Raw genomic sequence first — 19,514 nt, 5'->3', positions numbered from 1 at the left:
CGCCGATGCGACGCACGCCCGGCCGCGCCCGCACCCCCGCCTAGGATGCCGCGCATGAGCACCCTGCGCCGCCTCGTCGTCACCGCCGACCCCGCCCTCCTCGTCACGGACGCGCCCCCGGCCGGCGTGCCCGACGACGCCGAGCGGCTCACCGACGACGGCCTGCTGGGCTGGCGCTTCGCCGCGGACGAGTGGGCGGCGGCCCCGGAGCCGGGCTCCGGGTGGGACGTGCTCACGGTGCCGGCGACGGTCGCCGCCGCGCCGGCGCCCCTCGTGGTGACGGACGTGGACTCCACGCTGATCCGGCAGGAGGTCATCGAGCTGCTCGCCGCCCACGCCGGCCGCGAGGCCGAGGTCGCCGAGGTGACGGAGCGGGCGATGCGCGGTGAGCTCGACTTCGCCGCCTCGCTGCACGCGCGCGTCGAGGCGCTCGCGGGGCTGCCCGTGGGCGTCGTGGCGGACGTGGTGCGGGCCATCCGGCCCACCGACGGAGCCCTCGCGCTGATCGAGGCCATCACCGCGGCCGGCGGCCGGGTGTGCGCGGTCTCCGGCGGCTTCACCCAGGTGCTCGCCCCGCTGGCCGAGGTGTGGGGCGTGCACGCCTACTGCGCCAACGAGCTCGAGGTGCGGGACGGGCACCTGACGGGGAAGGTGCTCGGCGACGTCGTGGACCGCGCGGCGAAGGCCGCCATGCTGCGCGCCTGGGCCGAGGACGCGGGGCTCACCCCCGAGCAGGCCGTCGGCGTGGGCGACGGCGCCAACGACATCGATCTGCTCGAGGCGGCCGGCTGCGGCGTGGCGCTGTGCGCGAAGCCGATCCTCCGGGAGCACGCGGACGTCGTCGTCGACGTGCCCTCCTTCACCCCCCTGCGGTGGCTCCTCGGTCTCTGAGGCGTCCGCTCCCGGAGGTCACGAGGGCCGGATCCCACGGATCCGGCCCTCGTCGTCTGGGGTGTGGTGGGGTTCAGTTCTGCCCGAGGAAGTCCTCGGCGCCGCCCACGAGCTCGGTGTGGCCGACCTCGAGGCCCTCGCGGCCCACGAGGGAGGCGATCTCGGCGGCGAACTCCTCCACGGTGTAGAGCTTGCCGGCGGCCTCGCGGCGGGCCTCGATGGCACCGGGCTCGGCGCGGTCGAGCAGGGTGGCGGTGATGGTGCCCTCGATCATGTCGCCGGAGACCACCACGAAGCCCACGCCCTTCTCGGTGAACGCGGGGATGCGCTCGCGCAGGGCGTCCTCGCCGGCGCGCTTGGAGCGGGCCACGGGCTCGTAGGAGTCCATCGTGGCGACCTCGTCGATGAAATGCGCCTGGTGGGAGGTCACGAACACGATCTGCCCGCCGGCACCCATGCGCTCGAGCGCGGCGTCGGCCAGCGCGGCCTGGGCGTCACGGTTGAGCTTCAGGGCGTAGTCCTCGCCGAACTGGGACTCCATGCCGCCCGAGGCGTTGAGCACGAGCACGTCGAGTGAGCCGAAGTGCTCCACGGCGGCGTCCAGCAGCGCGGCCCGATCCTCGGCGACGGTCACGTCGCCGCCCACGGCCACGGCGCGGCCGCCGGCGTCCTCGATCCTCTGCACCACCTTGTTCGCGCGCGGCGCCTTCTGGCGGTAGTTCACCACGACGCCCGCGCCGCGGGCGGCCAGCAGCTCGGCGGTGGCGGCTCCGATGCCGCGGGAGGAGCCGGTGACGACGACGCCGCGTCCGGCCAGGTCCTGCTCGGTCATGTTCTGTGCTTCCTGTCTGCTCAGCGGTCGGTGGTCGTCAGTGGCCCATGCCCAGGCCGCCGTCCACGGGGATCACGGCCCCGGAGATGTACGCGGCCTCGTCCGAGGCCAGCCAGCGCACGACGCCGGCTACCTCCTCCGGGGCGGCGAAGCGGCCGGCCGGGATGGACGTCTTGTACTGGGCCTTGAGCTCGTCGTCGAGGGACTGCGTCATCTCGGTGTCGATGTAGCCGGGGGCCACGACGTTCGCGGTCACGCCGCGCGCGCCGAGCTCGCGCGTGATCGAGCGGGCCATCCCGACGAGGCCGGACTTGGAGGCGGCGTAGTTGACCTGGCCGGGCGAGCCGAGCAGGCCCACCACGGAGGAGACCAGGACGATGCGTCCGCGCTTCAGGCGCATCATGCCCTTGGTGGCGCGCTGCACCACGCGGAAGGCGCCGGTGAGGTTCGTGTCGATCACCGAGGTGAAGTCGTCCTCGGACATGCGCAGCAGCAGCTGGTCGTGGGTGATGCCGGCGTTGGCCACGAGCACCTCGACCGGGCCGTGGGCCTCCTCGACCTCGCGGAAGGCCGCGTCCACGGAGGCCGCGTCCGTCACGTCGGCCCGGACCGCGCGGACCCCCTCCGGCCCCTCCCCCGAGCGGGAGGTGATGGCCACCCGGTCGCCGTTCGCGGCGAACGCCCGGGCGATGGCCAGGCCGATGCCGCGATTGCCCCCCGTGACGAGGACGCTGCGGCCGGCGGCCTGTGCGTCCGCTGCGGGCGTGGTGGTCTGATCGGCCATGGGAACACCTTCCGGACGGGACGGGACTAGACTGGAGCACCGGCGCGGCGCCGTCGACGCCGTCCTGCGGGACGCCGCCGAGGGCGGGCGCGCCGGCATGTGAACCACCACTCTACGTCCGCGGCCGCGCGGGGGCCCTCCGCAGGGCGCGACGTGCCAGGAGGATGCGCCATGACCAGCTCCGCCGCCAGCTCCCGAGCCGGCCGTCCCGCCCGCGCCGGGCGCGGGACGACACCGGAGGTCCAGGGGGTCACCACCGCCGCCGCCGGCCGCAGCGCGGACCGGGAGGCGCGCATGAAGGTCTACCTGGTCCAGATGCTGCTCCGCACCGCCTGCTTCGTCGCCGCGCTCTTCACCCACGGCTGGTGGCAGCTCGGGTTCATCCTCGGCGCGGTCGTGCTGCCCTACGTCGCCGTCGTGCGCGTGAACAACACCGGCCCGCAGCAGGCCGGCACCCTGCGCGCCGTGCCCGCCCAGGGACCGGCCCTGGCCCCCCGCCCCGACGACACGGCGGCGCCCGAGCCGGTCGTGCTCACCGGCGACCTCGTGGACGACCCGCGCGACCGTGCGCCCCGGGCGCTGGGCCGAGGGTCCTCGTCCGCCGGCGGTCCCGGCCTGCCCGGACGGGGCGCCGCGTGATCGGGGCGGGCCCGGGCGAGCCGGACATGGACCTGCTGGGCGCCCTCGCGGCCGGCCGCCTCGACCCCGCCGCGGGTGCCTCCGCCACCCGATCCCCGCACGCCGCCGCGGACGGGCCCGAGCGGCCGGTCTGCTCGCGTCGCGGCTGCACCGCGGAGGCGACCTGGGCCCTGGAGTGGAACAACCCGCGCGTCCACGCCCCGGACCGGGTGAAGACCTGGCTGGCCTGCGCGGACCATCGGCCCTTCCTGGACGACTTCCTGAGCGCCCGCGGCTTCCTGCGGCGCTCCCGCCCACTCTGCCTCCCCTGCGCTTCGGCTTCCTCGCCACCGGCCCGTGGATCCTCGGCTTCGTGGTGTGCATCCTCTTCGCGTTCCTGTGCCACGCGCTCGCCCAGTGGCAGTGGGACCGCCGCGTGGAGGTCCAGCACCGCGTCAACCGCGTCCTGGAGAACTACGACGACGACCCGGTCCCGTTCGCCGAGGCCTCCCGGCTGTTCACCGCGTTCCAGACCGAGGACGAGTGGACGCCTGTGACACTGACCGGCGAGTACCTCGTCGACGAGACGCTCATCGTCCGCAACCGTCCCCGCGCCGGCCAGCCCGGCTACGAGGTGCTCGTGCCGTTCCGGACGGACGAGGGCCCCGTCGTCGTGGTGGACCGCGGCTGGCTCCCGGTGGGCAACACCCCGGGTCAGCCGGACGCCGTGCCGGCCCCGCCCGCCGGCCACGCCGAGGTCGTGGTGCGGGTCAAGCCCGGGGAGCCGGCCCTGGACCGCGACGCCCCGGACGGCCAGGTGCCCTCGATCGACCTCACCGAGATCGCCGACACCGTGGGCGGGCCCGTGGCCGGGACGGCCTACGGGATCATGGTCACGGAGGACCCGGCGGTGGAGTCGATGCCGCAGAAGCTCGTCGAGCCCACCCTGGACGAGGGCCCGCACCTGTCCTACGCGATCCAGTGGTACCTGTTCGCGGCCATGGGCTTCGGGGTGTGGGGGTACTCCGCGTGGATGCGCGCGCGCAACGACCGGGCCGACGCCCTCGACGACGCCGCGGACGACGGGCTGCTCTCCGCGCACCGGGTCCCCCGCGCCAAGCCGGCCCGGCGGCGGCGCGACGGGCGGCTCACGGACGAGGAGGCCGAGGACGCGCTCTTCGACTGAGCCGGCCCTCCGCCTCGGCGGCCCGCGGACTCAGGCGAGGGTGATGAGGTCCCTGTAGTCGTCGTTCCAGAGGTCCTCGACCCCGTCCGGCAGCACCACCACGCGCTCGGGGTCGAGCGCCTCGACGGCGCCCTCGTCGTGGGTCACGAGCACCACGGCGCCCTCGTACTGGCGCAGTGCGTGGAGGATCTCCTCACGGCTGGCGGGGTCGAGGTTGTTCGTGGGCTCGTCCAGCAGCAGCACGTTCGCGCTCGAGGCCACGAGCGTGGCCAGCGCCAGGCGGGTCTTCTCGCCGCCGGAGAGGACGCGGGCGGGCTTGTCGACGTCGTCGCCCTGGAAGAGGAACGAGCCGAGCAGCGTGCGCGCCTGGGTGTCGCCGAGCTGCGGGGCGGCGTGGCGCATGTTGTCCAGGACGGACGCGTCCTGGTCCAGGGTGTCGTGCTCCTGGGCGAAGTAGCCCAGCTTGAGCCCGTGGCCCGCCTGGACCTCGCCGGTGTCCGGGGTCTCCTCCCGGGCGAGCATGCGCAGCAGCGTCGTCTTGCCGGCGCCGTTGTAGCCCAGGATCACCACGCGCGAGCCGCGGTCGATCGCCAGGTCCACTCCCGTGAAGATCTCGAGCGAGCCGTAGGACTTGGAGAGGTTCTCGGCGCGCAGCGGCGTCTTGCCGGAGGCCTGCGGGGTGGGGAAGCGGATCGCGGCCACGCGGTCGACCGCGCGCTCGCCCTCGACGCCGCGCATGAGCCGCTCGGCGCGCTTGATCATGTTCTGCGCGGCGGTGGCCTTGGTCGCCTTGGCGCGCATCTTCTCGGCCTGGGCCATGAGGGCTGAGGCCTTCTTCTCCGCGTTGGCGAACTCCCGGCGGCGGCGCGCCTCGTCCTGCTGGCGCTGGGCGAGGTAGTTCTTCCACGTCATGTTGTAGACGTCCATGGTCTGCCGGTTCGCGTCCAGGTAGAGGACCTTGTTCACGGTCATCTCCATGAGCTCGACGTCGTGCGAGATCATCAGGAGGCCGCCGGAGTAGGTCTTCAGGTAGTCGCGCAGCCACACGATCGAGTCGTGGTCGAGGTGGTTGGTGGGCTCGTCCAGCAGCAGGATGTCCGCGTCGGAGAAGAGGATGCGGGCGAGCTCCACGCGGCGGCGCTGGCCGCCGGAGAGGGTGTGCAGCGGCTGGTCCAGGACGCGGTCCGGCAGGCCGAGGTTGGACGTGATCCGGGCGGCCTCGGACTCGGCCGCGTAGCCGCCGCGGGCCTCGAACTCCGCCTCCAGGCGGGAGTAGCGGTTCATCGCCCGCTCCCGCTCGGCGTCGTCGACGGCGGCCATGCCGGCCTCGGCCTCGCGCATGCGGCGGATGGTCTGGTCCAGGTCGCGGGCGGAGAGGATGCGGTCGCGGCCGGACTGGTCCATGTCCTCGACCTTGGGGTCCTGGGGCAGGTAGCCGATGCGCCCGGTCCGGGTCACGGTGCCCGCCGTGGGCTGCCCGCCGCCGGCCAGGACCTTGGTCAGCGTCGTCTTGCCGGCGCCGTTGCGCCCCACGAGGCCGACCTTGTCCCCCTTGTCCACGCGGAAGTTCACCTCGTCCATGAGGAGACGGGCGCCCACGCGCAGTTCGACATCGGTGACGGTCAGCATGGGGGTGTCAGACTCCAGGGGTCGAGGGAAGAACAGGGGTGCATCGGCGGGGCCCGGCCGATCTCGACGGGCGGGGGCCAGTGCGGTGCCGGGCCAGTCTAGTCCGTCTACACTCTGGCCCCATGAGCTTCAACGAGAACGTGCAGATCGACGCCGGCCGTACCCGGTGGCCGGCCCCCCGCTCGAGGCCGTGGTGGAGGCGGCGGCCGAGCGGCTCGCCCCGGGCGGGCTGCTCGTGCTCGAGCGGGCGGCCCGGGACGCGGCGCCGCGCCGGCCGCGCGGCGCTGGGGGGCCGGGGCATCGCCATCGGCGGTGGCGGCGGCCTGCTCGCGTTGCTGCTCGCGATCTTCGCCCCCGGGCTGGCCGAGCAGCTCGGGATCGACACGGGCGGCGGGTCCGTCGGCCAGAGTCAGTACCAGCAGCAGACGGGCTCGGGCGGCCAGAGCCAGCCCCTCTCGGACGAGGCGTGCGCCAGCGGTGCGGACGCCAACCAGAACACGGACTGCCGCGTCGTCGCGACCACCGAGGCCGCGGACGAGTTCTGGGGCGAGTACCTCGCCCAGTTCTCGGACATCCAGTGGCGCCAGCCGCAGCTGACCCTGTTCCAGGGCGGCGTGAGCACCGGCTGCGGCAGCGCCTCCTCGGCCACGGGCCCGTTCTACTGCCCGGCGGACGAGTCCATGTACTTCGACACCGCGTTCTTCGAGACGCTGCAGACCGATTTCGGCGCCGAGGGCGGACCGCTGGCGGAGGAGTACATCGTGGCGCACGAGTACGGCCACCATGTCCAGCAGGTCACCGGCTACCTGCAGCACTCGAAGGACGGGACCACCGGCCCCACCTCCGGCGCCGTGCGCGCGGAGCTGCAGGCCGACTGCTTCGCCGGCATGTGGGCCGGGCACGCCGCCTCCACCGTGGACCCCGAGTCCGGTGCGCCGTTCCTGAAGCCGATCTCGCAGGACCAGCTGCGCCAGGCCATCGACGCGGCCTCCGCCGTGGGCGATGACCGCATCCAGTCCACCCACACCGGCCGGGTGGACCCCGAGGCGTTCACGCACGGCACCTCCGAGCAGCGCATGGCCTGGTTCATGCGCGGCTACCAGAGCTCCCAGCAGGAGCCGGACATCCGCCAGTGCGACACGTTCCGGGCCTCCTCCCTGGACATCTGAGCCCGGAGCGCCGGGGCGCCTGCCGGCCCGTCCGCACTCCCCCACCACGACGGCGGCCCGTCACCTTCTGCGCTAAGGTGACGGGCCGCCGTCGTCGTCCGGACCGGACTAGATGTTGAAGCCAAGGGCGCGCATCTGGTCGCGCCCGTCCTCGGTGATCCGCTCGGGGCCCCACGGGGGCATCCAGACCCAGTTCAGCCGCCACTCGTCCACCATGGTGCCGATCGCGCGGGAGACCTGGTCCTCGATCTCGTCCGTGAGCGGGCAGGCCGCGGTGGTCAGGGTCATGTCCACGAGCAGCGCGCCGTCGTCGGCGTAGTGCAGCCCGTAGAGCAGGCCCAGGTCCACGACGTTGACGCCCAGCTCCGGGTCGATCACGTCCTTGAGGGCCTCACGGATGTCCTCCGTGGGCGCCTGGTTCGTGGTCTCCGTCATCTCAGGCCCCCGCCGCGGCCTTCTCGAAGCGGGCGTAGCCCTCGGCCTCGAGCTGCTCGGCGAGCTCCGGGCCGCCGGACTCGGCGACGCGGCCGTCCACCAGCACGTGCACGTGGTCCGGCTTGATGTAGTTGAGGATCCGCGTGTAGTGGGTGATCAGCAGGGTGCCCATCTCGTTCTGCGCCTGGGCGCGGTTGACGCCCTCGGAGACGATGCGCAGCGCGTCGACGTCGAGGCCGGAGTCGGTCTCGTCGAGGATCGCGAACTTGGGCTTGAACAGCTCGAGCTGGAGGATCTCGGCGCGCTTCTTCTCGCCGCCGGAGAAGCCCTCGTTGACGTTGCGGTTCATGAACGCCGGGTCGATCTGCAGGGCCTCGAAGGCGCCCTTGACGTCCTTGGTCCAGGTGCGCAGCGAGGGGGCCTGGCCGTCGAGCGCGGTCTTGGCGGTGCGCAGGAAGTTGGTCATGGTGACGCCCGGGATCTCCACGGGGTACTGCATGGCCAGGAAGAGGCCGGCCTGGGCGCGCTCGTCGACGCCCATCTCCAGGACGTCCTCACCGTCGAGGGTGATGGAGCCGGAGGTGACCTCGTAGCGCGGGTGGCCGGCGATGGTCGAGGCCAGGGTGGACTTGCCGGAGCCGTTCGGGCCCATGATCGCGTGGGTCTCGCCCGTCTCGATGGTCAGGGAGAGGCCCTTCAGGATCTCCTTGGGGCCGTTCTCGGTCGCGATCTGCACGTGCAGGTCGGTGATCTGCAGGGTTGCCATGGTGGTTCTCCTCGGGTGGAAGGCGGTGGGGTCTGCGGGGCGTCGGTCAGAGCTGCGCGATGCGGAGCTCGTCCTCCATGACGGCGGTCAGCTCGTCCTCGACGTCGCCGACACCGATCTTCTGGATGATCTCGTTGAGGAAGCCGCGCACGATCAGGCGGCGGGCCTCGGTCTCGGGGATGCCGCGGGCCATCAGGTAGAACAGCTGGGTCTCGTCGAAGCGGCCGGTCGCGGACGCGTGGCCCGCCCCCTCGATCACGCCGGTCTCGATCTCCAGGTTCGGCACCGAGTCCGCGCGCGCCCCGTCGGAGAGCAGCAGGTTCTGGTTCTTCTCGTACGTGTCCGTGCCCTCGGCCTCCTTGCGGATCAGCACGTCGCCCACCCACACGGTGCGCGCGTCCGTGCCCTGCAGGGCGCCCTTGTAGAGCACGTTCGAGACGCAGTCCGGCTGGTTGTGGTCCACGAACAGGCGGTTCTCGAGGTGCTGCCCGGCGTCGGCGAAGTACAGGCCGTACATCTCGGCCTCACCGCGCTCGGCGGCGAACCGCGCGGTCGGGGTCAGCCGCACCACGCCGCCGCCGTAGGACACGGCCACGTGCTTGAAGTGCGCGTTCGTGGCGACCGAGGCCTGCTGGGCCGAGACGTGCACGGCATCGCCCTCCCAGGCCTGCAGCGCGACCACGTTCAGGCGGGCGTCGCGGCGCACGTCGAACTCGACGTTCTGGGCCAGCACGGCGGTGCCGCGGTGGGCGATCACGACGTCGGCCTGCGCGTTCTCCTCCACGAGCACGGTCAGGTGCATCGCGGCCGGGTCGGCGGAGGAGCCGACGACGTCGATGCGCACCGGCTCGGCGACCTCGCCGGAGATCGTGACGACGGTGGCCTCGGAGACCGAGTTCCAGGCCGCGGCGGACACGCGGTCGTCGGGGGTCAGGACGGAGCCGACGCGGGCGTCGTCGCGGGCCACGGTCTCCACCGTGACGCCGGCCTGCTCGGCCACGGCCACGGCGGGCGCGGCACCGGTCAGGCGCGCGTCGTCGCCCTCGGGCAGGTGCAGCCCGCCCAGGCGCTTGAGCGGGGTGAAGCGCCAGTCCTCCTCGCGCCCCGTGAGCACGGGGAAGTCGGACAGCTCGAAGGAGCTGAGGCGATCGGCGCGCGAGCCCGCGGCGTTGCGCTCCCGGCCCCCGGCCCGGGCGGCCGGGTTCTGCGCGACGGTGAGCTTCTCGCCCTCCTCGCCCATGCCCGGGATCATGGTCCGCTGGGTGTTCTCCACGGTGTCGGTCATGTCAGCCCACCGATCCTTCCATCTGCAGTTCGATCAGCTTGTTGAGCTCGAGCGCGTACTCCATGGGCAGCTCGCGGGCGATCGGCTCGATGAAGCCGCGCACGATCATGGCCATGGCCTCGTCCTCGGACATGCCGCGGCTCATGAGGTAGAAGAGCTGCTCCTCGGACACCTTCGAGACGGTCGCCTCGTGGCCGAGGGTCACGTCGTCCTCGCGGATGTCGATGTACGGGTACGTGTCGGAGCGGGAGACCGTGTCCACGAGCAGGGCGTCGCACACCACCGAGTTCGCGGAGCCGTTCGCGCCCTCGGCGATCTGCACCAGGCCGCGATAGGCGGCGCGGCCGCCGCTGCGGGCCACGGACTTGGACACGATCGAGGAGTTCGTGTGCGGGGCCATGTGCACCATCTTGGAGCCGGTGTCCTGGTGCTGGTCCTTGCCCGCGAACGCGACGGAGAGGGTCTCGCCGGTGGCGTGCTCGCCGGTCAGGTACACGGCCGGGTACTTCATGGTCACCTTGGAGCCGATGTTGCCGTCGATCCACTCCATGGTGCCGCCGGCCTCGACCACGGCGCGCTTGGTCACGAGGTTGTACACGTTCGTGGACCAGTTCTGGATGGTGGTGTAGCGCACGCGGGCGTTCTTCTTCACCACGATCTCCACGACGGCCGAGTGCAGCGAGTCGGACTGGTAGATCGGGGCGGTGCAGCCCTCGATGTAGTGCACGTACGAGTCCTCGTCCGCGATGATCAGCGTCCGCTCGAACTGGCCCATGTTCTCCGTGTTGATGCGGAAGTAGGCCTGCAGCGGGATCTCCACGTGCACGCCCTTGGGCACGTACACGAAGGAGCCGCCGGACCACACGGCCGTGTTCAGGGAGGCGAACTTGTTGTCGCCGACCGGGATCACGGTGCCGAAGTACTCCTCGAAGATCTCCGGGTGCTCCTTGAGCGCGGTGTCGGTGTCGAGGAACACGACGCCCTGCTCCTCCAGGTCCTCGCGGATCTGGTGGTAGACGACCTCGGACTCGTACTGGGCGGCGACGCCGGCCACGAGACGCTCGCGCTCGGCCTCGGGGATGCCCAGGCGCTCGTAGGTGTTGCGGATGTCCTCGGGCAGGTCCTCCCAGGTCTTGGCCTGGCCCTCGGTGGAGCGCACGAAGTACTTGATGTTGTCGAAGTCGATGCCGGACAGGTCCGGGCCCCACGCCGGCATCGGCTTGCGCTCGAAGTACTTGAGGGCCTTGAGGCGCAGGTCGCGCATCCACTCCGGCTCGTCCTTCTTGCCGGAGATGTCGCGCACGACGTCCTCGTTCAGACCGCGGACGGCCTTCTCGCCGGCCGCGTCGGAGTCGGCCCAGCCGTACTGGTAGGCGCCGATGGCGTTGAGCTCGGGGTTCTTGTCGAGGATCTCCTGGATCACGCCGGGGTCGGCGGTCTCCGCGGAGTCCCGCTGGACGATCTGGTCGGTCATCTCAGCCTCTCTCACTAGTCACTGCGGTCGGGGTCGGTCGGGTGGTCGGCGGGAGCCGGGGCGTGGCCCGCGCGGCTCAGTCGCGGCCCAGCGGCACGTGTGTGGTGCACACGTGGGCGCCGGCGGCGAGGGTCGAGAGCCGGCGCACGTCCACCTCGAGCAGGCGGGCGAACAGCGCGGTCTCCTCTTCACAGAACTCCGGATGGCGGGCGGGAATTCCCTGGAACGGGCAGTGCCCCTGGCAGACCTGGTCCGCGCGGAGGGTGGGCGCCAGGCCCGCGCCGAAGTGGCGCAGCGTGCCGGCGTAGCCGGCCTCGTCGAGGACCCGCGCGAGGATCCGGGTGCGGTCCTGCAGCGCGGTCTCCCGGCCGTCGACGGCGGCCGTGAAGCGCTCCTCGATCTCCCGGAAGGCGTGGCGCGCGGTGCGGCGCACCTCCTCCTCCCCGCCGAGCTCCTCGAGGCGGGCCAGGGTGTCCAGGGCGACGGCGAGGTGGTCCTTGGGCAGGTGCTCCTGCGCGTGCGAGGTGACCACGTAGCGGCGGGAAGGCCGTCCCGCGCCGCGGGCCGCGGTGACCCGCTTGACCTCGACGAGCGAGTCCTCCTCGAGCGCGTCCAGATGGCGGCGCACGGCGGCCGCGGTCAGCTCCAGCTCGCGGCCGATCTCGGCCGCGCTCACGGGTCCACGCGTCAGGACCAGCTGCAGCACACGCTCGCGCGTGCCCTCGGCCGGGGCCGGAGCGGGGGGCGACGCAGACTGATCCGAATACACCACGCCATCATGACCTATTGATCTGGAACGGTTCAAGTGAGGCTCACCTGGCTTGATGACGCCCGCGGCGGAACCCGCCGCAGGCCCGGGCACCCCCGGCCCCACGAGCCGGGGTCGCAGGGCCCGAGGACTAGACTGGCACAGTGCCCCGACCTCCCCTGACCCCGGATCCCGTGCCGCGCGACGAGCCCGTCCTGCGCCTGAGCGACGTCCACCGGAGCCTCGGCCGCGGCCGGTCCCGCACCCCCGTCCTGCGGGGCGTCGACCTCACCGCCCGTGCCGGCGCCGTCACGGTGCTGCTCGGCCCCAACGGGGCCGGCAAGTCCACCACCCTCGGCCTCTGCCACGGCATGGACCGGCCCGACGCCGGCACCGTGCGCGTCTTCGGCGCAGACCCGTGGCGGGCCTCCGCCGACCTGCGCGCCCGCATCGGCGTGATGTGGCAGGAGGGCGGCCTGCCGCCCGCGATCCCCGCCCGCCGCTTCGTCGGCCACGTGGCGTCCCTGTACCGCGACCCGCTGCCCGTCGAGCCGCTGCTGGAGCGCCTGCTGATCGCCGAGGTCGCCGGCCGCCCCCTGCGCCGCCTCTCCGGCGGCCAGCGCCAGCGCGTCGCGCTCGCGGCCGCCCTCGTCGGCCGGCCGGACATGCTGTTCCTCGACGAGCCCACCGCGGGCCTCGACCCGGAGACCCGGCCCGTCGTGCACGACGTCGTGCGGGAACAGACCGACCGCGGCGCCGCCGTGCTGCTGACCACGCACCTGCTCGACGACGCCGAGCGGCTCGCGGACGACGTCGCCATCCTGCGCGCCGGCCGCGTGGTGCGCTCCGGCCCGCTGTCCGAGCTCACGCGCGTGGCCGAGGGCGACGTCGTCGACGTGGACTTCGGCGACGCCTCCCCCGACGCCGTCCGCGCCTGGGCGGACACCCTGCCCGCGCCGCTGCGCGCGGCCGGCCTCGGCGAGTCCGCCCGCCTGCGCGTGGCCGGCGTCCGCGGCCCGGACGACCTGGCCGTCCTCGCGGCGAGCTGGCGGGAGCACGCCCTGATGCCCACCCGATTCGAGCGCGCCGGACTGCGCCTCGAGCAGATCCTCCGGGAGACCGCCGCATGAGCACGCCCGTCGTCGACCACCGCGCCCCGGCCGGCACCGGAGCCCACGCGGGCGCCGCCCCGCTGGCCGCCCGCGTCCTGCGTCAGGCCGGCTACGAGACCGGCACCGCGCTGCGCAACGGCGAGCAGCTGCTCGTGACCGTGGTGCTGCCCCTGCTCGCGCTCGTGGGCGTGCACGTCACCGGCCTGCTCGACGCCCCGGGCCGATCGGGCCTGGACGTGGCCGTGCCCGGCGTGCTCGCCTTGGCCGTGATCAGCTCCGCGTTCACGGCCACCGCGATCGCCACGGGCTTCGAGCGTCGCTACGACGTGCTCGCCGCCCTGGCCACCACCCCGCTGGGCACGCTCGGCCTCGTCGCCGGCAAGGCCCTGGCGGTGGTGGCCCTCCTGCTGGTGCAGGTGAGCGTGATCGGCGGCGTCGGCCTGGCGCTCGGGTGGCGTCCGGACCCCGAGGGGATCCTGCCGGCCCTGGTCGCCCTCGCACTGGGGGCCGCCGCCTTCACGGCCCTCGGGCTGCTGCTCGCCGGCACGGCCCGGCCGGAGGCGACCCTCGCCGTCGCCAACCTGCTGTGGGTGCTGTTCGGCGCCGTCGGCGGCACGGTGTTCCCCGCCCGGGTCCCCGGCGTGGGCCTGCTCCCTTCCGGCGCGCTGGGCACGGCCCTGCGGGCCGCCCTCCTGGACGGGGCCTGGTCGCCCGTCCCCCTGCTCGTGCTCACCCTGTGGGGCGCCGTGGCCGTCGCGGCCGCGCTCCGCTGGTTCCGCTGGCGGCCCTGAGCCGTTCCCCGTCCCCCTGCATCGAACGATCGGAAGGACACCGTGTCCACCACCACCCCCGCGGCCCGGACCGCCCCGGCCGGACTCGCCGCCCGTCTGCCGCAGCGCCTCTCGAAGGCCACCATGGCCCTCGCCGTGGCGTCACTGGCGTCCGAGATCGGCATCATCGTCACCGGCGGCGCCGTGCGCCTCACCGGCTCCGGCCTGGGCTGCCCCACGTGGCCCAAGTGCTCGCCCGAGTCCCTCACCAACACCCCGGAGATGGGCATCCACGGCTACATCGAATTCGGCAACCGGACGCTGACGTTCGTCCTGGTGGTCATCGCCGCCGCCATGTTCCTGTCCCTGTGGAACCTGCGCGGCACCCACCGGAGCCCCTTCTGGCTCTCCGTGGGCCTGCTGGCCGGCATTCCCGCGCAGGCCCTCGTGGGCGGCGTCGTGGTCCTGACGAATCTGAACCCGTGGTGGGTGGCCGGCCACTTCATCGTGTCCTCGATCATGGTGGCCGTGGCGACCCTGCTCGTGGTGCGCATCGCCGCCGAGCGCCGTGCCGGCCGGGCGGGGGTGCCCCTCGTGGACGGCGCCACCACCGGCCGGTCCCGTGCCGCCGCCTGGGCGGCGTTCGCGCTGACGTGGGCCGCCGTGTACCTGGGCACCGTGGTGACCGGCACGGGCCCGCACTCCGGCGACCCCGGCTCGCCGCGCCACGAGTTCGACCCGCTGCTGGTCACGCGTGCCCACGTGGTCCCGGTGTACCTGCTCCTGGCGGCCGCCCTGGTCCTGTTCTTCACGGTGCGCCGCGCGGCCGGCGCCTCCCGCCTGCAGCGCGCCGCCGTGCTGCGGCTCCTGCTCGCCCTCGTGTTCCAGGCCGCCGTGGGCTACACCCAGCACTTCACGGGCCTGCCGATCGGTGTGGTCCTGCTGCACATGCTCGGCTCGGCACTGCTCGTGGCGTCGGCGACGGAGGCCTGGGACCGGCAGGTCGCCCGCTACGTCACGGCCGGACCCGGTGCCGCGGTCGAGACCGCCACGCCCGCGCGCACCGTCGCTGCGGGCTGACACCCCGCGCACGCGAACGGCCCCGCACCGGCTGGTGCGGGGCCGTCGTCGTCTGCGTCCCGGGGAGCGCCCGGGGCGGACCCGAGGTCAGGCGCCGAAGTGCATCAGCGGCGCACCCACGAACGGGTCCACGGCCAGGGCGATGAACAGCAGCGTCAGATAGGTGATGGAGAGGTGGAAGACCTTCATGGCCTTGCGGTCCTCGAAGTCCTCGCGCTGGGCCTGCACCTGCAGCACGTGGGACTCCCAGATGAACCAGCCTCCGACGACGAGCGCGACCGCGGTGTAGACGATGCCGGCCCAGCCCATCGGCACGAGCAGGAGGGAGCACGCCACGGTGGCCCACGCGTAGAGCACGACCTGGTTGGAGACGTGGCGCGCGGAGGCGATGGCGCCGAGCATCGGCACGTCGGCCTGCTGGTAGTCGCGCTTGTACTTCATGGACAGCGGCCAGTAGTGCGGGGGCGTCCACAGGAAGACCACGAGGAACAGCACGATGGCCGGCCACTCGACGGTCTCGCGCACGGCCGCCCAGCCGATCAGCACGGGGAAGCAGCCGGCGATGCCGCCCCACACGATGTTCTGCTCCGTGCGGCGCTTGAGCACGAGCGAGTACACGACCACGTAGAAGAAGATGGCGGCCACGCCCAGGCCGGCCGCCAGCCAGTTGGCGCCGAACCCGAGGATCAGGATGGACACGACCGTCTGCACCCACGCGAACACGAGGGCCTCGCGGGGGGTGACCTCGCCGGTGACGAGCGGCCGGTTCTCGGTGCGCTTCATGACCCGGTCGATGTCGCGGTCGATGTAGCAGTTGAAGGTGCCGGAGGCGCCGGCGGCGAGCGCACCGCCGACGAGCGTGGCGATCATGGTGAGCACGTCCGGGAAGCCGCGCTGCGCGAAGATCATGGTCGGCAGCGTGGTCACCAGCAGCAGCTCGATCACCCGGGGCTTCGTCAGCTCGACGTACGCCCGGACCTTGCGGCGCAGGGGCAGCGGGGACCGGTCGACGACGCCGGGCTCGGCGGCGGCGACGCGGGCGGCGGACGGCGACTCCAGGGAGGATGACATCTGCTTCTCACGGTGAGGGGACGGTGGGCGTGCCCGTCCCGGGGTTCGGATCGGCCACTCGGGCGGTCCGCCTGCGGTCAGGCCTTGACCCAGTCTACTCGTGTCAACGGCTGTTCGCCCGGGGGCGAAGCATGTCATGAGGCGCCCGGTCGGGCCCGCCCCGCCGTCGCGCGGCTAGGCTGGGACGACGGCCCCGCGCCGCGACGCCCCGGCGTCGGCCGGGGCCGCACCCCGACGCTCCCGATCCGCCAGGAGAGAACCCGTGACCGACGCCGCGCAGCCGTCCACCCCCCCGACCCTGGACCGGGTGGCCCCGGCCCGCGGGTTCGTCTACTCGGAGCAGGACCGCCGGATGGTGGACACGCTCAAGGCGCTCTCGGCGGACGCCGTGGAGAAGGCCGGGCACGGCCACCCCGGCACCGCGATCTCGCTGGCCCCCGTGGCGTGGCAGCTGTACCAGAACGTCATGCACCTGGACCCCACGGACGACCGCTGGGAGGGCCGGGATCGCTTCATCCTCTCCGCGGGCCACGCCTCGCTCATCCAGTACCTGCAGTTGTTCGCCGCGGGCGCCGGGCTCGAGATCGAGGACATCCAGGGGCTGCGCACCGAGGGATCCAGGACCCCGGGCCACCCGGAGTACGGCCACACCCACGGCGTCGAGGTGACCACGGGTCCGCTGGGCCAGGGCCTGGCGATGGGCGTCGGCTTCGCGTACGAGCAGCGCCGCGTGCGCGGGCTGATGGACCCCGACGCCGCCCCCGGCACCTCCCCGTTCGACCACCACGTGTTCGTGCTCGCCTCCGACGGGGACATCCAGGAGGGCGTCGCCGCCGAGGCCTCCTCGCTGGCCGGGCACCAGGAGCTCGGGAACCTGGTCGTCGTCTACGACGCGAACCGCATCTCGATCGAGGACGACACGGACATCGCGTTCACCGAGGACGTGGTCCGCCGCTACGAGGCCTACGGCTGGCACGTGCAGGAGGTCGACTGGACCAACGGCGCCCAGGGCCACGCCGTGACCGAGTACACGGAGGACGTGGAGGCCCTGTACGACGCCCTCGTCGCGGCCAAGGCCGAGACCGGCCGGCCCTCGCTGATCAAGCTGCGCACCGTGATCGGCTGGCCCTCCCCCACGAAGCAGAACACCGGCGGCATCCACGGCTCCAAGCTCGGCACGGACGAGGTCGCCGGCCTCAAGGAGAGCCTCGGGCTGGACCCGACCAAGACCTTCGACGTCGACCCCGAGCTCCTGGCCCGCGCCCGGTCCATCGCCGAGCGCTCGGCAGAGTACCGCCGCGGCTGGGAGGCGGCGTTCCAGGCCTGGCGCGAGGCGAACCCGGAGAACGCGCGGCTGTACGACCGACTGGCCGGACGAGAGCTGCCCGCTGGCTTCGCGGACGCGTTCCCGTCCTGGGACGCGGACGAGAAGGGCCTGGCCACGCGCGCGGCCTCCGGAGAGGTGCTCACGGCCCTCGCGCCGGTCATGCCCGAGCTCTGGGGCGGCTCGGCCGACCTCGCCGGGTCGAACAACACCACCATGAAGGGCGAGCCCTCCTTCATCCCGGCCCGCCGCTCCACCGCCACGTGGCAGGGCCACGAGTACGGCCGCACCCTGCACTTCGGCGTCCGCGAGTTCGCGGCCGGGGCGATCGTCAACGGCATCACGATCGGCGGCCTGACCCGTGCCTACATGGGCACGTTCCTGACGTTCTCCGACTACATGCGCCCCGCCGTCCGCCTGGCCGCCCTCATGGGCACCCCGAGCACGTACGTGTGGACGCACGACTCCATCGGCCTCGGCGAGGACGGCCCCACGCACCAGCCGGTGGAGCACCTGGCCGCCCTGCGGGCCATCCCCGGGCTCGACGTCGTCCGCCCGGCCGACGCCAACGAGACCGCGTGGGCGTGGCGGACGGTGCTCGAGCACCGGGACCGCCCGGCCGGACTCGTCCTGTCCCGGCAGAGCCTGCCCGTGCTCCCCCGGGACACGGACGGCTTCGCCCCCGCCTCGGGCGTGGCCCGCGGCGCCTACGTCCTCATCGACGCCACGGATGCCGACGGCGCGCCGACGCCGGCCCGCGCGCTGCTGATCGCGACCGGCTCCGAGGTCTCCGTGGCCGTGCGGGCCCGCGCGCTGCTGCAGGCCGACGGCGTCCCGACCCGCGTCGTCTCCGCCCCCTGCCTCGAGTGGTTCGCCGAGCAGGACGAGGCCTACCGGGCCGAGGTCCTGCCCGACGGCCCCGACGCCCCGGTCCGCGTCTCCGTCGAGGCCGGCATCGCGATGCCGTGGTTCGAGCACACGGTGACGGCCTCCTCCCCGGGCGCCCGCGTGAGCCTCGAGCACTACGGCGAGTCGGCCGACGGCGCCCGCCTGATGGAGAAGTACGGATTCACTGGCGAGCACGTCGCCGAGGTGACCCGCGGCCTCCTCTGAGGCCCGGCGCCCACGGCGCCCCGAGCACGTCCACCCCGAAGGGAAGGCACCCGCAGACCATGAGCACCCCGCAGAACCCGAACACCGCCGCGCTGGCCCAGGCCGGTGTGTCGATCTGGCTCGACGACCTCTCCCGCACGCGGCTGGACGAGGGCACGCTCGAAGAGCTGATCGCCACCCGCTCGGTCACCGGCGTCACCACGAACCCGTCCATCTTCGCGGTCGCCCTCGCGGACGCGGGCGCCTACCAGGGACAGCTGCGCGAACTCGCCGCGGCCGGCGCCTCGGTGGACGAGGCCGTCGTCGCCCTGACGACCGAGGACGTGCGCCGCGCCGCCGACGTGCTCGCGCCCGTCCACGAGCGCACCGGCGGGGCGGACGGCTTCGTCTCCCTTGAGGTCGATCCGCGCCTGGCCCGCGACGCCGCCGGCACCGTGGCGCAGGCCCGCGAGCTGGCGGCGGCCGTCGACCGTCCCAACCTCATGGTGAAGATCCCCGCGACCGTGGAGGGCCTGTCCGCCATCGCGGACGTGCTCGGCGCGGGCATCAGCGTGAACGTGACCCTGATCTTCTCCCTGCCCCGCTACCGCCGGGTGCTCAACGCCTGGCTCACCGGCCTGGAGAAGGCCCGGGCGAACGGGCACGACGTCCGCCGCCTCCACTCGGTGGCCTCCTTCTTCGTCTCCCGTGTGGACACGGAGGTCGACGCGCGGCTGCGCGCGATCGGCACCCCCGAGGCCGAGGCGCTGACCGGCCGGGCCGCCGTCGCCAACGCGCGCCTGGCCTACCGAGCCTTCGAGCAGGCCCTGGACTCGGAGCGCTGGCGCCTGCTCGAGGCGGCCGGCGCCCCCGTGCAGCGGCCCCTGTGGGCCTCCACCGGCGTCAAGGACCCCGCCCTGCCGGACACGCTGTACGTCACCGAACTCGTGGCACCGCACACCGTGACCACCCTGCCGGAGAAGACCCTCGAGGCGGTCGCCGACCACGGGGTGATTGCGGCGGACACCGTCACGGGCGCCTACGCCGAGGCCGATGCCCTGCTCGACGCGGTCGGCGCGGCAGGCGTGTCCTACCAGGACGTCGTGGACGTGCTGGAGACTGAGGGCCTGGAGAAGTTCGAGGCCGCGTGGGACGAGCTGCTCGGCTCGGTCCGCTCCGGGCTCGACGCCCATCGCTGACCGCACCCGCCCCCCGACCCCGCCGCCCGCTCGCCACGCGCACGGAAGG

General features: G+C 73.3%; 18 protein-coding genes. 9 read left to right on the top strand and 9 right to left on the bottom strand.

Annotated features, from left to right (window positions below; translation table 11 throughout):
• Nucleotides 1–54: 54 nt before the first annotated feature.
• Nucleotides 55–891, top strand: coding sequence for a phosphoserine phosphatase SerB (gene serB, locus J1M38_RS02635; RefSeq protein WP_098092821.1), 837 nt, complete (start codon nt 55–57; stop codon nt 889–891).
• 73 nt (nt 892–964) lie between these two features.
• Here serB and J1M38_RS02630 read toward each other — a convergent pair whose 3' ends face one another.
• Both J1M38_RS02630 and J1M38_RS02625 read right to left on the bottom strand, forming a co-directional pair.
• A complete protein-coding gene (locus tag J1M38_RS02630) occupies nt 965–1,723 on the bottom strand; it encodes an SDR family oxidoreductase (protein ID WP_144825460.1) in 759 nt (252 codons plus the stop codon).
• A gap of 37 nt (nt 1,724–1,760) precedes the next feature.
• Complete coding sequence (locus tag J1M38_RS02625) at nt 1,761–2,507, bottom strand: beta-ketoacyl-ACP reductase (RefSeq protein ID WP_123243848.1); 747 nt, start codon at nt 2,505–2,507, stop codon at nt 1,761–1,763.
• Nucleotides 2,508–2,678: 171 nt separating this feature from the next.
• Here J1M38_RS02625 and J1M38_RS02620 point away from each other — a divergent pair, with 171 nt between their 5' ends.
• Nucleotides 2,679–3,146 (top strand): DUF3099 domain-containing protein, encoded by a 468-nt coding sequence (locus tag J1M38_RS02620; RefSeq protein WP_134416958.1) that lies wholly within the window; start codon nt 2,679–2,681, stop codon nt 3,144–3,146.
• Nucleotides 3,147–3,498: 352 nt separating this feature from the next.
• On the top strand, nt 3,499–4,311 hold the full coding sequence (locus J1M38_RS02615; protein WP_342356195.1) for an SURF1 family protein: 813 nt from the start codon (nt 3,499–3,501) through the stop codon (nt 4,309–4,311).
• 30 nt (nt 4,312–4,341) lie between these two features.
• On the opposite strand, the gene abc-f is transcribed toward J1M38_RS02615, so the two are convergent.
• Nucleotides 4,342–5,940, bottom strand: a complete 1,599-nt coding sequence (gene abc-f / locus J1M38_RS02610) for a ribosomal protection-like ABC-F family protein (RefSeq protein WP_144825459.1) — start codon at nt 5,938–5,940, stop codon at nt 4,342–4,344.
• A gap of 122 nt (nt 5,941–6,062) precedes the next feature.
• On the opposite strand from abc-f, the gene J1M38_RS02605 reads away from it, so the two are divergent.
• A complete protein-coding gene (locus J1M38_RS02605) occupies nt 6,063–7,109 on the top strand; it encodes a neutral zinc metallopeptidase (protein WP_241246418.1) in 1,047 nt (348 codons plus the stop codon).
• A 108-nt stretch (nt 7,110–7,217) separates the two neighbouring features.
• Here J1M38_RS02605 and J1M38_RS02600 read toward each other — a convergent pair whose 3' ends face one another.
• From J1M38_RS02600 to J1M38_RS02580, 5 genes are all read right to left on the bottom strand, one after another.
• Nucleotides 7,218–7,544, bottom strand: coding sequence for a metal-sulfur cluster assembly factor (locus J1M38_RS02600; protein ID WP_002855327.1), 327 nt, complete (start codon nt 7,542–7,544; stop codon nt 7,218–7,220).
• A 1-nt stretch (nt 7,545) separates the two neighbouring features.
• A complete protein-coding gene (gene sufC, locus J1M38_RS02595; RefSeq protein ID WP_127435201.1) occupies nt 7,546–8,310 on the bottom strand; it encodes a Fe-S cluster assembly ATPase SufC in 765 nt (254 codons plus the stop codon).
• Between the two features lie 46 nt (nt 8,311–8,356).
• Nucleotides 8,357–9,595: a Fe-S cluster assembly protein SufD gene (gene sufD / locus J1M38_RS02590; RefSeq protein WP_095695708.1), complete on the bottom strand. Its 1,239-nt coding sequence runs from the start codon at nt 9,593–9,595 to the stop codon at nt 8,357–8,359.
• A 1-nt stretch (nt 9,596) separates the two neighbouring features.
• Nucleotides 9,597–11,069 (bottom strand): Fe-S cluster assembly protein SufB, encoded by a 1,473-nt coding sequence (gene sufB / locus J1M38_RS02585; RefSeq protein WP_036315257.1) that lies wholly within the window; start codon nt 11,067–11,069, stop codon nt 9,597–9,599.
• Between the two features lie 76 nt (nt 11,070–11,145).
• Nucleotides 11,146–11,838, bottom strand: coding sequence for a metalloregulator ArsR/SmtB family transcription factor (locus J1M38_RS02580; RefSeq protein WP_223247562.1), 693 nt, complete (start codon nt 11,836–11,838; stop codon nt 11,146–11,148).
• A 143-nt stretch (nt 11,839–11,981) separates the two neighbouring features.
• On the opposite strand from J1M38_RS02580, the gene J1M38_RS02575 reads away from it, so the two are divergent.
• Genes J1M38_RS02575 through J1M38_RS02565 form a run of 3 tightly spaced genes read left to right on the top strand, consistent with a single transcriptional unit; the run spans nt 11,982 to nt 14,779 of the window.
• A complete protein-coding gene (locus J1M38_RS02575) occupies nt 11,982–12,947 on the top strand; it encodes an ABC transporter ATP-binding protein (RefSeq protein WP_230277980.1) in 966 nt (321 codons plus the stop codon).
• Nucleotides 12,944–13,720 carry an ABC transporter permease gene (locus J1M38_RS02570; RefSeq protein ID WP_134377164.1) on the top strand — a complete coding sequence of 259 codons (777 nt, stop codon included), beginning with the start codon at nt 12,944–12,946 and terminating at the stop codon, nt 13,718–13,720. The genes J1M38_RS02575 and J1M38_RS02570 overlap by 4 nt, the downstream gene beginning before the upstream one ends.
• 42 nt (nt 13,721–13,762) lie before the next feature.
• Nucleotides 13,763–14,779: a heme A synthase gene (locus tag J1M38_RS02565; protein WP_049147877.1), complete on the top strand. Its 1,017-nt coding sequence runs from the start codon at nt 13,763–13,765 to the stop codon at nt 14,777–14,779.
• A gap of 87 nt (nt 14,780–14,866) precedes the next feature.
• Here the strand turns inward: J1M38_RS02565 and J1M38_RS02560 are convergent, their stop codons facing one another.
• Entirely contained in the window at nt 14,867–15,850 is a 984-nt protein-coding gene (locus J1M38_RS02560; RefSeq protein WP_049147876.1) for a heme o synthase, read from the bottom strand.
• 262 nt (nt 15,851–16,112) lie between these two features.
• Here J1M38_RS02560 and tkt point away from each other — a divergent pair, with 262 nt between their 5' ends.
• The gene (gene tkt / locus J1M38_RS02555; RefSeq protein ID WP_095353369.1) at nt 16,113–18,287 is read left to right on the top strand and encodes a transketolase; all 2,175 of its coding nucleotides are present in this window, start codon (nt 16,113–16,115) and stop codon (nt 18,285–18,287) included.
• A gap of 59 nt (nt 18,288–18,346) precedes the next feature.
• On the top strand, nt 18,347–19,465 hold the full coding sequence (tal, locus tag J1M38_RS02550) for a transaldolase (RefSeq protein WP_036338557.1): 1,119 nt from the start codon (nt 18,347–18,349) through the stop codon (nt 19,463–19,465).
• The last annotated feature ends 49 nt before the right edge of the window (nt 19,466–19,514 follow it).

Origin of the sequence: Micrococcus sp. KRD070, from assembly GCF_017168435.1 — a bacterium.
In the GTDB taxonomy this organism is placed as follows: Bacteria; Actinomycetota; Actinomycetes; order Actinomycetales; family Micrococcaceae; genus Micrococcus; species Micrococcus luteus.
This window is presented reverse-complemented; position numbering and strand designations above follow the sequence as displayed.